Raw genomic sequence first — 18,155 nt, 5'->3', positions numbered from 1 at the left:
GTTATTGTTCAGGCCAGGTCAGATTAGGGAGGCAACGCGGGAGGCAATATCCGAATCCTGCAGAGCGCTATCCGTTTTGTGCAGGACGGCGCGGCAGGTGCTTCAGATTGTTTCGGGGCGGGAATTTCAGGGGCGGCGTTTGAAGGTCACAGACGGCAACTCGCCGAACTGCTGGCGATAGCTTTCGGAGAAACGACCGAGGTGCAGGAAGCCGTAGTCCAGCGCCAGTTCAGTGAGGTTGCGCACCGGACAGCTCGGATCGCTGAGGCAGGCATGAATACGTTCCAGCTTGCGCTGGCGGATGTATTGCATCGGGGTCACGCCGAGTTGGCGTTCGAACAGCGCGTACAGGGAACGCAGGCTCATGTTCGCCTGTGTGGCCAGGTGTTCGGCAGGCAGATCCTGTTTCAAGTTGCGCTCTATATAGTCGAGGATTCGCTCGAAACTGACGCTTGGTGAACTCAGGCATTCACGGCTGACGTTGGTGCTCATCAGCGAAATCAGTTTGCTGCCGATGATCTGCGCGTAATGCTCCTGCACCCGCAGCAACGGATCGCTGGCTTCGGCTTCCTGGCAGATCATGCCCAACAGGTTGGTAAAACCTTCCAGTTCGTCGAGCCGGTAATGATTGCGCAGAAACCGGATGCCACCAGCAGGATGCAACCAGCGCTGCTCGTCGCACACCGACTCTAGGACGCTGACCGGCACCTTGAGGATGAATTTCTCGCAATCGTCGGAATAGGTCAGGTCGACCGGATCGTCCGGGTTGATCAACAACAATTCGCCCGGCACCAGATGATGTTCACGCTTGGGCCCGCGCCACAGGCAATTGCCTTGCAGCAGAACTTGCAGGTGATAGACCGTTTCCAGCGCCACTGAAGTGACGCGAACGCTGCCGCCATAGCTGATACGACACAGATCGAGGTCGGCGAGTTTGCGATGGTTGAGGCTGGCTTGGGGATGGGTAGCCCGGGACAGGCCGATGAAATGCTGGCCGACGTGCTGGTTCACATAGTCGGAGACGGCATACGGGTCAGCGTGGCGAAACACGCTGCTGCGGTCGCTCAGCAGGCGGTTGTCCATGGGCAAGGCACTCGATCTTCTATTTATTGTGTGATCACGGGTGGTTCACCGGTCACAGTACGCCGGAGTGTCGGGGTGGGCAATTGGACGAAGGTTTGGCTGTCCGGTGATCGAACGCTTTCATCGAATCGGGATTGACGGCCTCAAACGAAAAAACCACCTGCGAACAGGTGGTTTGATCCGGACAGCAAACGCAGTCATTCAGCGGTCGGCATGCTGCTCCAGCAAGGCATAGGCTTCACCGGTAAACCGGTAGCTCTTGTCAGGCTGAAACACGATGACGCCCTCCTCGCACAAACGCTTGAGCACTTCCCTGACGCTGATGAACTGAATGCCGCTGACAAACGCCTGCAGATACCCATGCACCCCGCGCCCGCCAACGGCGCGTCCATCGCGTGCTGCAACCAGCAAGGCATCGATCACCTTGATCCGGATCAGACTGGTGCGCAGCCCGTAATAATGCAGCAGCTCACGGATATGCTCATTGGTGCTGCGCTCGAAATCAAAGGCCCGCTGCCCCTTCGCCAACGGGAACTGCGATTGCTTGCCAGAGGACGTCGATGCCGGGCTGGTTAACATGCGAATGCTCCTTTTTATGATCAGCCGCTGTGCGTAGCTCTATATAGAAGAAGGCGCACTCAGCAGTGCGCCCCCCGATCAGAAGTCGACGGTCGCCGACAACTGCAACGTGCGCGGATAGCCCGGGGAGAACGCGCCGTAGGACGCCACACCCGACCAGTACTCACGATCAAACACGTTCTGCACCGTGGCGCGGAACGTCGTCGGCCGACCTTCGATCTTGGTGGCGTAGCGAGCGCCGGCGTCGATGCGGGTCCAGGAAGGCAGCTCCTGGGTATTGGCCTGATTGACGTATTGGCTGTCGGTGTAGATCGCGCCGCCGGTCAGGGTGAAACCTTCGACCCACGGTGTATCCCACTCCGCCCAGAGGTTGGCCTGAACATCCGGCACGCCCACCGGTTTGTTGCCACGGTTGGCGGCGGTGGCCGAGTCCGTCAGTTCGCCGTCCAGCAAGGTCACGCCGCCCATCAGGCGAGTGCCCGGCGCGACTTCACCGAACATGCTCAACTCGACGCCACGGTTACGTTGTTCGGCCTGCACCGAGAACACGTTGCCAGCGCCGATTTCGCCGCTCGGTTTCTCGATCTGGAACAGTGCCAGAGTCGTCATGAACGTACCGTGTTCGTACTTCACACCGATTTCATGCTGCTTGGATTTGTAGGGTGCGAACGTTTCGCCAGAGTTGGCTGCAGTGCCGGGGGCGATGTCGCCTTTGCTCAGGCCTTCGACGTAGTTGTAGTAAAGCGAAACGTCTTCCCATGGTTTGACCACCACGCCCGCCAGCGGTGTGGTCGCGCTGTCGTCATAACGAGAACTGACCGAGCCCGAGGCGTTGTAGTTACGCGATTCGATGTCCTGTCGGCGTACGCCGAGGGTCAACTGAATCCGGTCATCGAGAAAGCCGAGGGTATCGGTCAGTGCGACGCCAGACAGTTCCGATTCGGAAATGCGCAGCACTTTCGGCGAGCTGATGTACTGCTTGGGCACGTCCACCGGGTGGTAGATGTTCGAGCGGATTTCCGTGCCGTTGTTGATGCCCCGCGACAATTCGTCCTGATAACGGGTCGCCATGACCGTGGTCGTGTGGGTGACCGGGCCGGTGGCGAACAGTGCACGCATCCCCACGTCGGCCGTCGAACGGTCGACGTTGAATTTGTAGTAACCGGGAATGTTGCTGGTGTCGCCGGCGTCGTTGAGGATTCGCGGTACCTGGTCGGACATGCGCTTGACGTCGGAGCGACCGCCGCCCGCGTGGGCGAACACGGTCAGGTTTTCGCTGAGGTCATACTCGCCGCCGAGCAATGCCGACTGTTCCTTGGTGTCCGACCAGCCCCAGTCCTGCGGCAGGTTGGTGCGGCCGTTCGGCGCCGATGGAACCTTCACACCCGGTGCAATGGTGAACGGTCGCGAGGCTGCGTCGAAGCTCTCTTTCTGGCTGATGTAATCCAGGTTCAGGCGCAACCGCTCGCCCTTGTAATCGAGTGCGATGGCGCCGATGTTCAGCGCGCGTTCCTGATCGTTGATCGCGGTGTCGCCGCCCTGGGTGCTGCCGTTGAAACGGATGCCAAACTGGTTCTCGCTGCCGAAACGTCGACTGACATCCAAGTGGCCACCGACTTGCGAGTCAGACGCGTAAGTGCCGGTGAAGCGGGTCAGGTCTTCGTCCAGTGGCCGTTTGGGCACGATGTTGATCACGCCGCCGACGCCGCTGTTGGGGGAAATGCCATACATCAACGCGCCCGGCCCTTTCAACACTTCAACGCGTTCGGCGTATTCGGTAAACACCCGATAATTGGGCGCTACGCCGTACACGCCGTCGTAGGCCAACTCGCCGAGGTTGCCCTCGCCTATCGCAAATCCACGGATGAAAAACGAATCGACGATGCCGCCGGTCTGCCCGGTGGAACGTACCGAAGGGTCGCGTTCCAGCGCATCGGCCACGGTCACCGTTTGCAGGTCAGCGAGGGTTTTCGCGGTGTAGCTGGTCACGCTGAATGGCGTGTCCATGACGTCCTTGTTGCCCATCATCCCCAGCCGCGCGCCCCGTGCGACCTGGCCTCCGGCGAGTACTTCCGGCAAGGCAGTCGCGCCGTTGTAGCTGCCGGTGACGTTGGTGGTGTCCAGCGTCAGCCCTTCCGTGGCGGCGACGTCCTGTTGCTCGGATTGCTTGGGGTCTGCTGCCCAGGCAGTGGCGCTTCCTGCGGCCAGAATAGAACTCAGCATGGCGGTGCGAATAGCCAGCGTTAACGCGCGTTCACTGCAAGGTCGACGTGCAACAGACATGACGATGGGGTCCTTCTCGAATGGCTGAAAATGGTAATGACTCCTATTTGCCAGTCGACAATCGAAAAAGTATCAGCGTCGTTGAAATTTTTTTGCGAGCGGATTGCTCGGGAGAGAACGTCCGGAGGATGGGCTGCGAAACCCACCCTCCGGCGCCGGTCAGTCGTACAGGCATTGCAGCGGAATGGAGATCACCGGCAGCGCGGGGTCGAACGCGTGCCGGGTGGTCTTGTAGGGGAACAGTTCGCCGCGCTCGATGGTGGTGAAAATCCGCGCCACTTCGAACGCCTGCCCGGTTTGCCAGTGCCGTACACAGACACGTGGATCGGCGTAGTCGAGCTGGATGCACGGCACCCGTTTCAACCCCAGCGCCCGCGCCGCGTTGAACCGGTGATTGCCGTCCATCACGATGCCCCGGGAGCGCTCGACGATGATCGGTTCCAGCCAGTGCCCGGCCTGGATGATCGCCTCGCGCAGCCGCTGCACGTTGAGCGGATCGACCTGCTCGGATTGCCGCACGTCGCACAGTGGCCGCAGGGCAATCTGGTAACCATGTCCCATGATTCGTCCCCCGTTTCAGCAGGCATCCGCGTTGGCGACCAGCGCGTACTGGCTGGCCATGTCCCGCAGGCGTTGCGCCTGCTCGATCAGCGGCAGATCGACCATTTCACCGTCGACTTGCACCGCGTGGCTGCCCCCGGCCACGGCGTTCAGGACCCGATCCGCCCAAGCCAGTTGGCGGGCGTTGGGCAGGTAGGCTTTCTGCACCGTGGCGAGCTGCGAAGGATGGATACACAACTTGGCGCCGAACCCCAGCGACCGGGCGTAACGTGAGTCGCGCTCGACCACCGCCATGTCGCTGATGGCCGGGGTCACGCCATCGATCGGTGCCGGCAAACCGGCAACGCGTGACGCCAGCACGATGCGATTGCGGGCGAACAGAAACGCCTCAGGAATCTGGCTGCAATCGATGTCCAGGGAAAAATCCAGCGAGCCGAATGCCAGCCGTGCCAGGCCCGGAATCGCGGCAATTGCCTCGACCTGATGCAAGCCTTTGGCAGTCTCGATGATGGCGACGATTTGCAGGTCGGGGTTCCACGCCAGCAGGCGTTCGACCACGCGGGTCAGGCTTTCGGGACATTCGGCCTTGGGCAGGAAAATCCCTGCGCAGCGCTCGGGGTAGCGCATGTCGCCCAGCCAGGTCATGTCCTGGCGAAACAGCGAACTGCCGACGCTGTTCAACCGGATGTAACGCTGGCAGGCGGTTTCGGGCGTGCTCTGCTGCCAGGCCCAGATCGACGCCCGGGCCACGGCTTTGCTGTTCGGATGAACGGCATCTTCGAGGTCGAGGATGATCGCATCCGGCCCGGCTTCGACCGCTTTGGAAAAGCGCTCCGGCCGGTTGCCGGGAACGAACAGGTAGCTGATGGGAAGCGTGGCGTTGGTGCTGTGACGAACAGTCATCGGGACTCTCCTGAGCGTGCTTCAGTCGTGGGTTTTCAAAAAAAATTCGAACACCTGTTACAGGGGAAAAACCGAGTTGAATCCGGGTGTCTTGAATCAACCGCCAACACCTTGAATAACAAGGCGTTGACGGTTTTTAAAATCAACACGCGAGCGCTTACTTGAGCATGCGAATAAGCGGCTTCGCACTCCCCTGTTGTGTGTGTTCATTCAAAAATATTTGAAAACCTTACTTGATAATCGTTCCTGTTCGCAATATTGTTCGAGCCGCTGACAGGGTCAAGACTCAAATCAAGTCCTGAGATTTTGTTCACGGAAAGTTCGGCGCAATGATGTCATTTACATGTCAGGTAATGGCACTTCAAAAGAGGCAAGGCCATCAGTTATTGGCCTTCTCCTTGCCTGCCTGAGCCTTAAGGAGTGGGGTTCTCATGAAACAGTTTTGTGAAAATTTTATGAAAGAACATACCCCGTGTTTATTTGCAGAGCGGATCTGTCATCCGCCTCCACCTCTTTAAACACTCGTATCTGACGAGCAGCAAGAACACACAAATCGATAACGATTAGTTGTCGACCTGCACATGGCGATTATCGACGCCAGAGGTTTTCTATGCCTGAATTAATTGCGCCGCCAATTAAAGAAACAATCGAAACCCAATACCCAAAAGTGCTGAAACCGCTAATTGACCCTATTATCGATAATTTACTTCAACATTCCCCGGAAAAACTTGTTGAACTTATTAAACAACACGGATCCCCGCTGAATCTAGTATGGCCACATTCATTTGAGGCCAACGTCCAGGCGCTGCAATCGGTGTTGAAACGACACGACGTTGACTACGCGATTTTCTACGGTGCCAAAGCCAACAAGTCCCAATGCTTGCTGGCTGCGGCATCGGCTTCGGGCATCGGCACCGACGTGTCGAGCCTCTTTGAGCTGCAAGCTGCACTGCGCGCCGGAACTCCGGCGGAACATCTGTGTGCAACCGGGCCGGCCAAAACGGCAGAGTTTCATCGTGCGCTGGTACAAGGTGGATCGCTGATTTGTGTGGACTCACTGGAAGAGTTCAGCCATCTCAAAGCGCTGCTCGACACTTCGCAACCACCGGCCAAAGCCCGGATCCTGCTGCGTTACAGGCCGACAAGTTGCCCCTCAAGTCGCTTCGGAATGGGCGCGGATGATTTGTTTCAGTGCCTGCAATTGCTGACCGAACAGCGTGAGTCGTTGCACTTCGAAGGTTTCCATTTCCACCTCGGCGGTTACGGCTACGAAACCCGGGTACAGGCTTTCCGCGAAGTCACTGGCTTCATCGATGCAGCAAGGGAAATGGGGCTGGACCCGGTCATGATCGATATCGGTGGTGGCCTGCCGATGCGGTATGTAGACCCGCAGGATTACAACAGTTTTTTGCAGAACGACAACAATCCTGGTCATTATCAGAATCGTCGAGTGCCCAACGCTTATTACCCTTATGGCAGCAGTCTGACAGCTTGCCAGTGGCTGGAGTTATTCCTGGAGTCGGATCACTCTCCGGGAAAAACCATTGCGAGTTACTTGAAGGATAGAAATATAAAACTGGCACTGGAGCCCGGCCGAAGTCTGGTTGACCAAGCCGCCATTACCGTCTTTCGCGTAACCCAAACCAAACAACTGTCCGACAAAAAAGTTGTGATCTTTGCCGAAGGCAGCAGTTTCAGCGCGTGCGAAACATGGTTTTCATCTGAATACCTTGTCGATCCAATATTGATCACTTCGAAAGAGTCGAAGACTGTTCCGATACAAGCCTATATCGCCGGGCATAGTTGCCTGGATGATGATGTGATCACTCATCGACTGATCAACTTCGAAACCACACCACAAACCGGCGACTTATTGATCTACGCCAACACCGCTGGTTATCAGATGGACTTGCTGGAAAACGAATTTCATCGCCACCCGTTGCCGCAGCGGCTGATGGCGACGTGTTGTACGGAAGGTAACTACGCATTCACACCTGACTATTAAGGGAAGACGTCCAGATGATACTGAATAAAGTTTCGGATCTTATTGGCAATACACCAATGTTGGGCATTGATGTTCCGGATACCAACGCCCGGCTTTTGCTGAAGATAGAGAAGAACAACCCCGGCGGCAGTATTAAAGACCGTATGGCGCGAAACATGGTATTGGCGGCGCTCAAGTCCGGAAAGTTGAAACCCGGTGGCGTGGTTGTGGAATCGTCCTCCGGCAATACCGGCATCGGCCTGGCGATGGCGGCCGTGGAGTTCGACCTGCATTTCATTGCCGTGGTCGATCATCACGCAGCTCAGGACAAGATCGCGGTGATGAAGGCACTGGGGGCGGAAATCCGCTTCGTCGCCGGCACTTACCGGGAAGACGAAGTGGCCGTGGTCGAGCGCCAACGGCTGGCTGCCGAACTCGCGTCGCAGATCCCCGGCGCGGTGTTCATGAACCAGTCGGACAACGCAGCCAACGCCGGCGGTTACAGCGATTTTGTCCGTGAAACCATCGCCCAGGCCGGTGGCCACATCGGTGCCTATGTCGGTTGCGTTGGCACCGGCGGCTCGATGACCGGCATCGCCCGCGGTCTGAAACTGCACAACCCGGATATCGTGACAGTAGCCGTCGAGCCGGCCGGCTCCATCGTCTTCGGCCATCCCGGCTATCCGTATTACCAGTCGGGAACCGGCACCCCGGCCGGCGACACCGTCGGCCTGGTGCTCGACTACAGCTGCATCGACCTGGGCTTGCAGGTAACCGACTCTCAGGCGTTCGAAACCGCCCGCTACATCGCACGCAACCTGGCGCTGCTGGTCGGCGGCTCGACCGGCGGTGCGATCTTCAAGGCGCTGGAGCTGATCCACAAAGGCACGTTGACCGGCAACGTCGTGGTGCCGATTGCCGACGGCGGCGAGAAATACCTGCACACCGTATTCGATGACAACTGGCTGGAAGAACGGGACCTGCTGGACCCGGGCGTCGCACCGCAACTGGATCGCTGGCTGGGTAAGACTCGCTGGCTGGAATCCGACGCCACTCCCCTGCAATTGAGCGTCGCCTGACGCGTCTCCCACACAGGAAAGTCTCTGTATGAAACCGCTGAAAGTCGCCATCTGCGGCGCAGGCCGGACCGGGCATCTGAATGCCATCCTGTTTAAACAGTTGCCCAATGTTCAGGTCTCGATGCTCACCAATAACCAGGAAGTGGTCGACCGGCACCTCGCCAAGCTGCCGATGCAGGCGCTGATGCCGGACGGCTCGACGCTGAGCGCACGACCGGATCAGGTCAGCACCGATGCCAGCGTCGTGGTTGCCGACGCCGACATCGTGATCATCACGGTGCCGGCCCACGCACGACCGCAAACCCTGCAAGCCATCGCGCCGCATTTGAGTTCAAGCAAACCGGTGTACGTCGGCGCCATTCCGGGCTTCTGCGGCTTCGACTGGCTGGCGGAAGCCACACTGGGCGAACGTTCGAACGTGGTGATCTGGGGCATGAAGGACGTGCCACACACCGCGTTCGATCTGAAGCCGGGGGTGTCGGTGAAGATGGGCGGCGGCAAGAGCCAGCTATATGTGGCGATGCATGACCGGGAATCATCGCAGTCGCGGCAACACCTGGAAGAAATCCTCACCACGCTGTACGGCCCCTGCGTGACGATGCTCGACCACTACCTGGAAATCACCCTGACACCGGGCAATCCGATCATGCACAGTTCGGTGATTTACGGGTTGATCGGTCCCTACGGCCAGTGGCATCGCAAGATCTTCCCGCAACGCATGTGCTGGTGGACCGAGTGCCCGGAGCTCGGCGCCTATTTCCTGGAACGCATGGATCAGGAAAGTCAGGAGCTGTGCAGCGTGATCAGCCAGCGCATGGGCATCGACCTGTCGTCGGTCAAATCCCTCAAGCAGGAAATCGTCGAGGCCTACGGCGAGCAGATCCGCGATCAGAGCAGCATGTTGTCGATCCTGCGCACCAACCAGGCCTACAACGACATCCTCGCCCCGATGATTCCAGCCGATGACAACCGCGCCGGCTACGTGATCGAACGTGAAAGCCGCGCCTTCAATGAAGACGTCGCCTACGGCCTGGTGCTGCTGGTGGAAATGGCTCGGCGCTTCCAACTGAAAGTCCCCTACATCGAAGAAGTCCTGCAATGGAGCGTTTCCTACATGCAGGGCCTGCGCAACTCGGCGCTCGACTACTTCCCCAGCCAATGGCCGCGCACGGCGTGAGCGGGTTCAACACTTCATTAATTTCTCGACGAGCAGATAGCTGATATGGATGACTTCAAGACACTCATCGCCTACTCCCGCAAGAACGCCCTGCGACGGATGATCCGTTGCCTGTTTGCCGAAAACATTCTGGATCGCTCGGGTCTGCGCTTCTCCGCCGCAGGCAACGAGGCCACGTACGCGCTGAAAGACGGCCGTTCCCAAGTGTTCTTTTCCAACATCACCAAGGGCCCGGCGGACACCGTGGTCAATGACGGCGACGTGATTCTGATGACCGATGAAGGCGTACGCCAGGTGATCTATACCCATCAGGACCTGTTGGATGTGCTGCGCGACAGCTTCGATTTCGAACCGACCGATGAAGGCATCGCCGGGCTCAAGTCGGACATGGAAAACAGCCTGATGAACGACGCCCACGCTCGTCAGCATCGCCAGCAATGGAACGCACGACTGGCCGCTGCCGCCCAGGAACAGGGCCTCGACAGCCTGACCGATTACCTGCGCCAGCACGCCAGCACCAAGGACGCCGCGATCCTCCTCGACCAGTGGGGCTCGCTGGAAGGTCACCCGTATTATCCGACGTGGAAAGCCCGACCGGGCCTGAGCGATGAAGAAGTCGAGCAACTGTCGCCGGAGTTCAACGCCCAGGTGCCACTGCGCATTGCCGCGTTGCGGGCCGACATGGCGAAAAGCGAAAGCATGCCCCACGTCACCGACTACCACACCTGGTTCGCCAGCAACTTCCCGACTCAATGGGAGCAATGGAAAGCGTCGCTTAACGACAAGGGCCTGGACGAATCCCAATGGTTGCCACTGCCGATTCACTCATGGCATTTGCAGGCTTACGTGCAGAAGCACTTCGCGGCGGAAATCGCAGAAGGCATCCTGATCACCGACGGCCCGGACATCCAGACCCTGCCGACCATGTCGTACCGCACGATGATGCCGGTGCTCAAGGAAAGCGCGCCGCTGATCAAGTTACCGATTGCCGTGTGGATGACCAGCGAGCTGCGCAGCCTGCAAGCCAAGTCGATCCACATGGGCCCGCGCATCAGCACCGTCATCACAAAAATCCTCGAGGTCGAAAACGGTTTCGGGCAGCGTCTGGAAATCTTCCCGGAAGAGATCGGCGTGCGCTACAAGAACGCGATCACCCAGGACGACCACCCCGGCCGGCATCTGTCGGTGGTGTTCCGCGCCAGCCAGCAAGCGTTCGAGCGCACCGATGAGTGTCTGCCGATCACCGTGGCTTCTCTGTTCACTCGCTTGCCGGGCAGCGGCCGCCCGTTGTTCACCGACTTGATCGAGCGCGATGGGGTTCGGGCCAATGTCGCCCAGGTCGAAGACTGGTTCCGTCAGTACGCCAAAGTGGTCACCCATCCGGTGATTGCAATCTACTTGATGTACGGCATCGGGCTTGAGGCGCACCAGCAGAACACGATGGTGCTGTTTTCCCCGGATGGCAAAGCACGTAGTCTGCTGATCCGCGATTTCGGCGACGGCAGAACCTACGCGCCTTTACTGGAAGGACGCGGTTACACCCTGCAACCGCACGTGCAGCCGGGCATTCTGCCAACGGTGTTCGAGGGCGATATCGAACCGGTGCGCATGTTCGTGCTCGACGCGGCGTTCCTCACGCACCTGCATGAAATGGCTTTGTGGCTGACCAAGGAGTACGCGCTGGACAACAATCGGATGTGGGACATTCTGCGTGAAGAGACCGAGCAGGCTTTCGCAGCGGTGCGCGAGCGTGTCGCGCCGGATCTGTGGGAAGTCGAACGCAAGGCCTTCCTCAATGACCCGTGGCCGACCCGCTCGTTGTTGCGCATGCACATGATGCAGTACTCCAACTATCGGATTCAGCACACGCTGACCAACCCGCTCAATGTCGTTCAATAACCGAGGCTGACTCATGACCCATGCAGGTTCCATCGCGGGTTCGCGCGTAAGAGTCCTGATTTATCTTCTGTTCGCGACCCAGCTCATTTCGATGGGCGCGATGGAAATGAGCGGGCCGTTCTGGCCCGTCCACCTGCGTGGGCTGACGTCTTCGGACTCGCTCTTCAGTTTCGCCAGCATCGCCGTGTACGTCGGGCCGATGCTGGGCATTATTCTGACCAGTGCATTCTGGGGCCGTATCGGCGATCGCTACGGCCACAAGTTGATGATGATCCGCGCCCTCGCCGGCCTGTCATTGACCCAGCTTGGGCTGGCCCTGTGCAGTGACATCTGGGTGATCCTGATCCTGCGCTTCCTGCAAGGCGCCTTCGCCGGCTACATCGCCCCGGCCCAGGCGTATGGCGTGAGTATCGAAGCGCCTTCGCGGCGAGCGCGGCTGTTCGCGATCCTGCAGATTTCCACCAACGTCGGCTCGTTGCTCGGCGCCGTGGTCGGCGGCCTGATCCTCGATTACGCGACGTTCTTCTGGATCAACATGATCGCGGCGGTGCTGTGCGCCATCTGCACCGTGGTCGCGGCCGTGACATTGCCGGACGTGCCGCCAGTGAAGAAAGCACCGGTTGCCGATAAAGAAGCTCCGGTCAGCCACAACACCAGCGTCTGGCAAGGCACGCCCCTGCTGTCGCTGCTGGGTGTCATGGGCATTTTGCTGCTGGCGCGGATGCTGCCGCAGACGTCGTTCTCGCTGTATGTCAGCTCGGTGTTCGAGGTCAGCAACTCGGTGGTCGGGCTGTGTTATGGCTTGCTGGCGCTGGGTTTCATTCTGTCGGCAACCGCGTGGTCGCGTTACTTCGAACACCGTAGCCAGCAGGACACTCTGCAACGCATTACTTATGTCGTCCTCGGCTGTATTGCGCTGACGGCACTCGCCGGCGTCACGCGTAATCCGATCGTATTCGTCGGCGCTTACTTCATCTGGGGCGTATTGCTGGGCGCCACGACGCCGGTGCTGATGGCGCTGATCTCCAAGACCGCCGACAGCTCACGCCAGGGCTACGTGTTGGGCATTGCCCAGAGCACCGCACAGTTTGCGTCCATCGCCGGCATCTCGGCCGGTGGGCTGCTCAGCCAGGTCTACGGTTTGCAGTACACCTACCTGTTTGTCTGCCTCGCCTACATCCTCGCGCTGATACCCATCGTTGCGTTGCGCTACCGGCCCATGGTCATGCAACCGAGCCAGATCCCGCCGGGCGACTGATCAAGGAGTTTGCTTTGCACATTGAACAACTGCGCGCCGACACACCGGGTGTCGAGCAACTGATTCATTTCAACAATGCCGGCGCAGCGCTGATGCCAGACCCGGTGATCGAGGTGATGACCCGTCACCTGCAACTTGAAGCCCGGATCGGCGGTTACGAAGCCGCCGGGCAGCAATCCGTTGAAGTGGAAAATGTCTACGAGCAGATCGGTCAACTGATCAACGCGCGGCCCGAAGAAATCGCGGTGATCGAGAACGCGACCCGCGCCTGGGACATGGCCTTCTACTCATTGCCGCTGCGGCCCGGCGATGTGGTGCTGACGTCGTCCACCGAATACGCCGGCAACTACATTCCCTACCTGCAACTCAAGCAGCAGCGCGGGATCGAGATCAGGGTCATTCCCAACGATGAACTGGGTCAGGTGTCATTGCCGGCGCTGCGGGACATGCTCGGCGATGACCGGGTCGCCCTGGTGTCGCTGCCAGTGATCGCTACCAATGGCGGCCCGGTGCAGCCCATCGAACAGATCGGCGCCCTCGCCCGCGCGGCCGGGGTTCTGTTTCTGCTGGATGCCTGTCAGGGCGTCGGACAGATGCCGATCGATGTGCAGAAAATCGGCTGCCATATGCTCGCTGCCACCAGCCGCAAATACCTTCGTGGCCCTCGGGGCATGGGATTTCTCTATGTCGAAAAGACTTTGTGCGAAAACCTTGAGCCGGCGTTTCTCGACCTGCATGCCGCTTCATTGCTGACACCGGACACCTTCAGGATTCGTGGCGATGCCCGGCGCTTTGAAAACTGGGAATGCAACGTGGCAGCGAAACTGGGCATGGGCGCCGCGACCCGTTACGCCCTGACGCAAGGCATCGAGCCGATGTGGCAGCGCATTCAAGGATTGTCAGCTCACCTGCGCAATCGCCTGAACGACGTACCCGGCGTTACGCCGCAGGATCGGGGCGCGGTCAAGTCAGGCATCGTCACCTTCACCTGTAAGGACGCCAGCGCAGCACAAGTCCAGGCATGGCTGGCGCAGCAGGAAAAACGCATCAACGTCACCACCTCGACCTTCCGTTCGACCCTGCTCGACATGCAGCAACGGGACCTGCTGGAAGTCAGCCGCGCATCGCTGCACGCCTACAACACCGAGGCTGAAATCGACGCCATGGTAAACGCGTTGTTGAGAATGCCACGCGCCTGAAAACGGATGCTGATTCGCGCTTGCGTCGCGGGCTCTTTGTACACTAGCATTGGGAATACTTCTCAATTGCAAAACACTGCAGCCATGAGCGAAACCCTTCCCGCGAACAACGACAACCACCTGCGCGTGATCGAAGCGCTGTACAGCGGTCATCACGGCTGGCTGTACAACACGCTGAAGAAAAAACTGGGTAACGCCATGGATGCGGCGGATCTGGCGCAGGATACCTTCACCCGGATCCTCGCCTCCCAGGTCACGACCATCGAGCAGCCCCGGGCGTACCTGAGTTGCGTGGCGAAGGGCATCCTCATCAACTGGTATCAGCGCAAGGCACTGGAACGCGCCTACCTTGATGCCCTCGCACATTTGCCTGCGCCGGAAGTGCCCTCGCCCGAACTGCGTTTCGTGGTGCTGGAAACCCTGCATGAAATCGACGCCATGCTCGACACCCTTCCGCCACTGGTCAAACGCGCGTTCCTGCTGTCGCAGATCGGCGGTTTGAAATACGCCGACATCGCCGAGCAGCTGGACGTCTCGCTGATCACCGTCAAGCGCTACATGAAACAGGCTTTCGTGCAGTGCCTGATGCTGGTGGAATGAATGCTCACGCGTCGCAGTGAACCGCCGCTCGATCCGAAAATCCTCGAAGAAGCCGCCGAGTGGCTGATGCGCCTGAGTGAAAACGACCTCAGCGAAACCGAGCGCGCGGAATGGGAATACTGGAAAGTCAGTAGCCCCGAACGCAATCGGGCGTGGGCCCGCGCGCAGTTGCTGCAAAGCAAGTTCGGCGGCCTGCCACCGTCGCTGGCGATGTCGGCGCTGGATCGCCCAAGCAACCCGGAACGCCGCGCCGCCCTGGGCAAACTGGCCTTGTTGCTGGCAGCGGTGCCCGCCGGTTGGGGCAGCTGGAAACTGGCGCAATCGCAGCAATGGTCCGCCGATTACCACACCGCCGTGGGCCAGCGCCGCGAACTGACCCTGGCCGACGGCTCGCAAATCACCCTGAACACCGACACGGCCATCGACGTCCTGTTCGATACCCGTCAGCGGCTGATCAATCTGCGCGAAGGCGAAATCCTGGTACAGACCGCGCCGGACACCGCCACGCAACCTCGGCCCTTTCTGGTCAGCACCCGTCAGGGCCGGATGCAGGCGCTGGGCACGCGCTTCACCGTTCGTGAATGGCAGCCGCGCACCCAACTCGCAGTGCTCGAAGGCGCCGTGCAAGTCGAGTTGGCCGACAGCCCTCAGCGCACGCCGATCATCGTCAACGCCGGGCAACGCACCGACTTTTCATCTCAGGCCTTTGGCTCACTGAACCCGACCGACCGCAACGTCGGCGCCTGGACCCAGGGCATGCTGATGGCCGACAAGATGCGCCTGGCGGATTTCGTCGTCGAACTGGCGCGCTATCGCCGGGGTTTCGTGCGCTGCGACCCGGCCATTGCCGACTTGCGCATTTCCGGGGCCTTTCCCATCAGCGATACCCAACGTTCGCTGAACATGCTGGCGCAGACCTATCCCGTGCACGTCTCCGGGCACTTGAGCGGTTACTGGGTGACGCTCTCACCCGCCTGAGCAAAAAAATCACCTCGCAGGTGATACTTTTTTTGATCTCGGCTGGCAATGAAAGGAACAACCATTCCACCTCGTCCATAGGGTCACTCCCTCATGCTCGTTGCACGACCCTTGCCTTCGGATCGTCTGCTACTAAAGCCCGTTCTACGCAGTGTGTTGCTCAGCGTTGTGCTGGGCCTGGCCGGTGGCACGTTCGCTCTGGCTGCCGGACCGACGCAACTGGACGCGGTCACCGTTCGAGCCTACAACATCGCTCCCGGCCCGCTCGGTGTGACCCTGTCGAGTTTTGCCGTGGACGCCGGGATTGCCCTGTCGTTTCAGCCATCGATCACTGAAGGCCTCGTCAGCCCGGGATTGTCCGGCAGCTACTCGGTACAGGAAGCGGTAACCCGCCTGCTGGAGGGCAGCGGCCTGGAAATGGTCGCCCGCAGCGACGGCACCTGGACGCTGGTGGTGCGCCGGGTCACGTTGTCGGACACCACGATCGAAGGCACCGACAAGCGCACCGACAGCCTGCCATCGGTGCTCCCGGGCGGTCAGGTCGCTCGCGGCGGACGCCTCGGCATGCTGGGCAACCGCGACTCGATGGACACCCCGTTCAGCGTCAGCAGCTACACCTCGACGTTGATCAAGGATCAACAGGCTGTCACCGTCGGCGACTTGCTGGAGCGTGACTCTTCAGTGCGCTCCACGGGACAGGCCGGAGGGATTGTCGATTCATTCTTCATCCGTGGCTTTCCGGTCGGTGAAGGCAACCTCGGTGAACTGGCGTTCGACGGCGTGTACGGCGTGGCCTCCAACTACCGGGTGTTCACCGAGTACGCCGAACGCATCGAACTGGTCAAAGGCCCTGGCGCCCTGCTCTACGGCATGTCGCCCAACAGCGGTGTCGGCGGCGTGATCAACGTGGTGCCCAAGCGTTCTCTGGACGAAGACCTGACCCGCTTTACCACCAGTTATGCATTGAATACCCAGCTCGGCGGGCACCTCGATGTCAGCCGCCGCTTCGGCGAAGAACGCCGGTTTGGGGTGCGAATCAATGGCAGCGTCCAGCAAGGTGAAACGGCCATCGACAAGCAATCGAGGGAAGTCGGCATCGGCGCGATTTCCCTCGACTATCAGGGCGACCGCCTGCGCACCACCCTGGATCTGATCAACCAGAAAGAGAGCTTCGACGCCGCGTCCCGACCGTTTCTGATCGCCCCCGGCGTGGAGATTCCTTCGGCGGCCAACGGGCGCACCAGCGTCAGCCAGGAATGGGGCTGGTCGGAAACCCGCGACAAATCGGCGTTATTGGGTGGCGAATACGACCTCAACGACAACCTGACGCTGTTCGCCCATGCTGGCGGTGGCCGATCGGATGTCGCGCGCATGTCCGACCAGACACCAACCATCATCAATGAAGCGGGCGACACCTCGTCGATCCCCGGCTATTACAAGTTCGAAGTCCAGCGCTACACCGTCGATGCCGGCGCGCGGCTGCGGTTAGACACCGGGCCGATCAGTCACAGCACCGCCCTGCAGGTCACCCGTTACCGCGATAACTTGTCCCGGGGCATTATTTCCGGGCCGGCGATCCTGTCGAACATCTACCACCCGATCGACCGTCCGAAACCCGCGATCGCCAAACCGGATACGCCAAAGGTCTCCGAAAGCGAACTGTCGGGCGTGGCCCTCGCCGACACCCTGTCGATGCTCGACGAACGCCTTCAAGTCACGCTCGGCGTGCGTCAGCAAAACATCAAATCGGACAACTACAACCCGGCCGGCTTCGTCACCACACATTACGACAAGAGAAAATCCACACCGCTGTTCGGGGTCGTCGTCAAACCCTGGGATCATGTCGCGTTCTACTACAACTACGTCGAAGGCCTGAGCAAGGGTGACATCGCGCCGTCCGCCGCCTCCAACGCGGGCGAGATCTTTTCCCCTTATGTGTCCCGGCAGCAGGAAGTCGGAGTCAAGCTCGACTACGGCCGTTTCATGTCCACCATCGCCCTGTTCCAGCTTGAAAAGCCCAGCGGCGAATTGGCCTCCGGAGTGTTCGCGGTCAATGGCGAACAGCGCAACCGGGGCGTCGAACTGAACATGGCCGGCGAGATTGCATCGGGCACGCGCCTGCTCGGTGGCGTGACGCTGCTCGACGGCGAACTGACCCGTACCGGCGTTGCCGCCAATCGCGGCAATAAACCGGTCGGCGTTCCCGAGGTGCAAGCCAACCTCTGGGCCGAATGGGACGTCCCGAAAGTCGAAGGCCTGACGTTGACCAGCGGTGCGATCTACACCGGCAACCAATACGTCGATCAGGCCAACACCCAACAACTGGACGCCTGGACCCGTTTCGATGTCGGCGCCCGCTACGCCACGCGCATCGCCGAACGACCGACCACTTTCCGGGCCACCGTGCAGAACGTGTTCGACCGCGAATATTGGTCGGGCGTCGCCTCCTACGGTGCGTTCTCTCAGGGCGCGCCTCGTACCTTGTTGCTCTCGGCCACTGTCGATTTCTGAAACGTCCGGCCCGGTGCGGCGCCTGGCGTCGTGGTCCGATCCGGCTTTTGCAAAGGCATAC

Annotated in this window: 14 protein-coding genes; 9 read left to right on the top strand and 5 right to left on the bottom strand. The window is 60.0% G+C overall.

Going from position 1 to position 18,155, the window contains the following annotated elements:
• Positions 1 to 126: 126 nt before the first annotated feature.
• From JJN09_RS12610 to JJN09_RS12590, 5 genes are all read right to left on the bottom strand, one after another.
• Positions 127 to 1,083, bottom strand: a complete 957-nt coding sequence (locus JJN09_RS12610) for an AraC family transcriptional regulator (protein ID WP_249490426.1) — start codon at positions 1,081 to 1,083, stop codon at positions 127 to 129.
• 201 nt (positions 1,084 to 1,284) lie between these two features.
• The gene (locus JJN09_RS12605) at positions 1,285 to 1,662 is read right to left on the bottom strand and encodes a fe2+ zn2+ uptake regulation protein (protein ID WP_249490425.1); all 378 of its coding nucleotides are present in this window, start codon (positions 1,660 to 1,662) and stop codon (positions 1,285 to 1,287) included.
• A 78-nt stretch (positions 1,663 to 1,740) separates the two neighbouring features.
• Positions 1,741 to 3,945, bottom strand: a complete 2,205-nt coding sequence (locus tag JJN09_RS12600) for a TonB-dependent siderophore receptor (RefSeq protein WP_249490424.1) — start codon at positions 3,943 to 3,945, stop codon at positions 1,741 to 1,743.
• Positions 3,946 to 4,104: 159 nt separating this feature from the next.
• On the bottom strand, positions 4,105 to 4,506 hold the full coding sequence (locus JJN09_RS12595; protein ID WP_085708451.1) for a ParB N-terminal domain-containing protein: 402 nt from the start codon (positions 4,504 to 4,506) through the stop codon (positions 4,105 to 4,107).
• A gap of 15 nt (positions 4,507 to 4,521) precedes the next feature.
• On the bottom strand, positions 4,522 to 5,409 hold the full coding sequence (locus tag JJN09_RS12590; protein WP_249490423.1) for a CoA ester lyase: 888 nt from the start codon (positions 5,407 to 5,409) through the stop codon (positions 4,522 to 4,524).
• A 610-nt stretch (positions 5,410 to 6,019) separates the two neighbouring features.
• Between JJN09_RS12590 and JJN09_RS12585 the strand changes: the two genes are divergently transcribed.
• From JJN09_RS12585 to JJN09_RS12545, 9 genes are all read left to right on the top strand, one after another.
• Positions 6,020 to 7,414: a Y4yA family PLP-dependent enzyme gene (locus JJN09_RS12585; protein WP_249490422.1), complete on the top strand. Its 1,395-nt coding sequence runs from the start codon at positions 6,020 to 6,022 to the stop codon at positions 7,412 to 7,414.
• 14 nt (positions 7,415 to 7,428) lie between these two features.
• Complete coding sequence (locus JJN09_RS12580; protein ID WP_096820696.1) at positions 7,429 to 8,472, top strand: PLP-dependent cysteine synthase family protein; 1,044 nt, start codon at positions 7,429 to 7,431, stop codon at positions 8,470 to 8,472.
• A gap of 28 nt (positions 8,473 to 8,500) precedes the next feature.
• Positions 8,501 to 9,649 carry an NAD/NADP-dependent octopine/nopaline dehydrogenase family protein gene (locus JJN09_RS12575; protein ID WP_249490421.1) on the top strand — a complete coding sequence of 383 codons (1,149 nt, stop codon included), beginning with the start codon at positions 8,501 to 8,503 and terminating at the stop codon, positions 9,647 to 9,649.
• A 45-nt stretch (positions 9,650 to 9,694) separates the two neighbouring features.
• Complete coding sequence (locus tag JJN09_RS12570) at positions 9,695 to 11,548, top strand: IucA/IucC family siderophore biosynthesis protein (protein WP_249490420.1); 1,854 nt, start codon at positions 9,695 to 9,697, stop codon at positions 11,546 to 11,548.
• Positions 11,549 to 11,561: 13 nt separating this feature from the next.
• Positions 11,562 to 12,806: an MFS transporter gene (locus tag JJN09_RS12565; protein WP_249490419.1), complete on the top strand. Its 1,245-nt coding sequence runs from the start codon at positions 11,562 to 11,564 to the stop codon at positions 12,804 to 12,806.
• 14 nt (positions 12,807 to 12,820) lie between these two features.
• Entirely contained in the window at positions 12,821 to 14,005 is a 1,185-nt protein-coding gene (locus JJN09_RS12560; protein WP_249490418.1) for an aminotransferase class V-fold PLP-dependent enzyme, read from the top strand.
• 84 nt (positions 14,006 to 14,089) lie between these two features.
• Positions 14,090 to 14,605, top strand: coding sequence for a sigma-70 family RNA polymerase sigma factor (locus tag JJN09_RS12555; RefSeq protein ID WP_096820691.1), 516 nt, complete (start codon positions 14,090 to 14,092; stop codon positions 14,603 to 14,605).
• Positions 14,606 to 15,583: a FecR domain-containing protein gene (locus tag JJN09_RS12550; protein ID WP_249490417.1), complete on the top strand. Its 978-nt coding sequence runs from the start codon at positions 14,606 to 14,608 to the stop codon at positions 15,581 to 15,583. It begins immediately after the preceding gene.
• Between the two features lie 93 nt (positions 15,584 to 15,676).
• Positions 15,677 to 18,094 carry a TonB-dependent receptor gene (locus JJN09_RS12545; protein WP_249490416.1) on the top strand — a complete coding sequence of 806 codons (2,418 nt, stop codon included), beginning with the start codon at positions 15,677 to 15,679 and terminating at the stop codon, positions 18,092 to 18,094.
• Positions 18,095 to 18,155 lie beyond the last annotated feature (61 nt).

Origin of the sequence: Pseudomonas sp. HS6, from assembly GCF_023375815.1 — a bacterium.
GTDB lineage: Bacteria > Pseudomonadota > Gammaproteobacteria > Pseudomonadales > Pseudomonadaceae > Aquipseudomonas.
The sequence above is the reverse complement of the archived record's forward strand: the minus strand, read 5'-3'. Positions and strand labels throughout refer to the sequence as shown.

Coding starts and splice junctions, on each gene's coding strand:
- JJN09_RS12610 (WP_249490426.1), bottom strand. CDS start 1,083: ATGGACAACCGCCTGCTGAGCGACCGCAGCAGCGTGTTTCGCCACGCT.
- JJN09_RS12605 (WP_249490425.1), bottom strand. CDS start 1,662: ATGTTAACCAGCCCGGCATCGACGTCCTCTGGCAAGCAATCGCAGTTC.
- JJN09_RS12600 (WP_249490424.1), bottom strand. CDS start 3,945: ATGTCTGTTGCACGTCGACCTTGCAGTGAACGCGCGTTAACGCTGGCT.
- JJN09_RS12595 (WP_085708451.1), bottom strand. CDS start 4,506: ATGGGACATGGTTACCAGATTGCCCTGCGGCCACTGTGCGACGTGCGG.
- JJN09_RS12590 (WP_249490423.1), bottom strand. CDS start 5,409: ATGACTGTTCGTCACAGCACCAACGCCACGCTTCCCATCAGCTACCTG.
- JJN09_RS12585 (WP_249490422.1), top strand. CDS start 6,020: ATGCCTGAATTAATTGCGCCGCCAATTAAAGAAACAATCGAAACCCAA.
- JJN09_RS12580 (WP_096820696.1), top strand. CDS start 7,429: ATGATACTGAATAAAGTTTCGGATCTTATTGGCAATACACCAATGTTG.
- JJN09_RS12575 (WP_249490421.1), top strand. CDS start 8,501: ATGAAACCGCTGAAAGTCGCCATCTGCGGCGCAGGCCGGACCGGGCAT.
- JJN09_RS12570 (WP_249490420.1), top strand. CDS start 9,695: ATGGATGACTTCAAGACACTCATCGCCTACTCCCGCAAGAACGCCCTG.
- JJN09_RS12565 (WP_249490419.1), top strand. CDS start 11,562: ATGACCCATGCAGGTTCCATCGCGGGTTCGCGCGTAAGAGTCCTGATT.
- JJN09_RS12555 (WP_096820691.1), top strand. CDS start 14,090: ATGAGCGAAACCCTTCCCGCGAACAACGACAACCACCTGCGCGTGATC.
- JJN09_RS12550 (WP_249490417.1), top strand. CDS start 14,606: ATGCTCACGCGTCGCAGTGAACCGCCGCTCGATCCGAAAATCCTCGAA.
- JJN09_RS12545 (WP_249490416.1), top strand. CDS start 15,677: ATGCTCGTTGCACGACCCTTGCCTTCGGATCGTCTGCTACTAAAGCCC.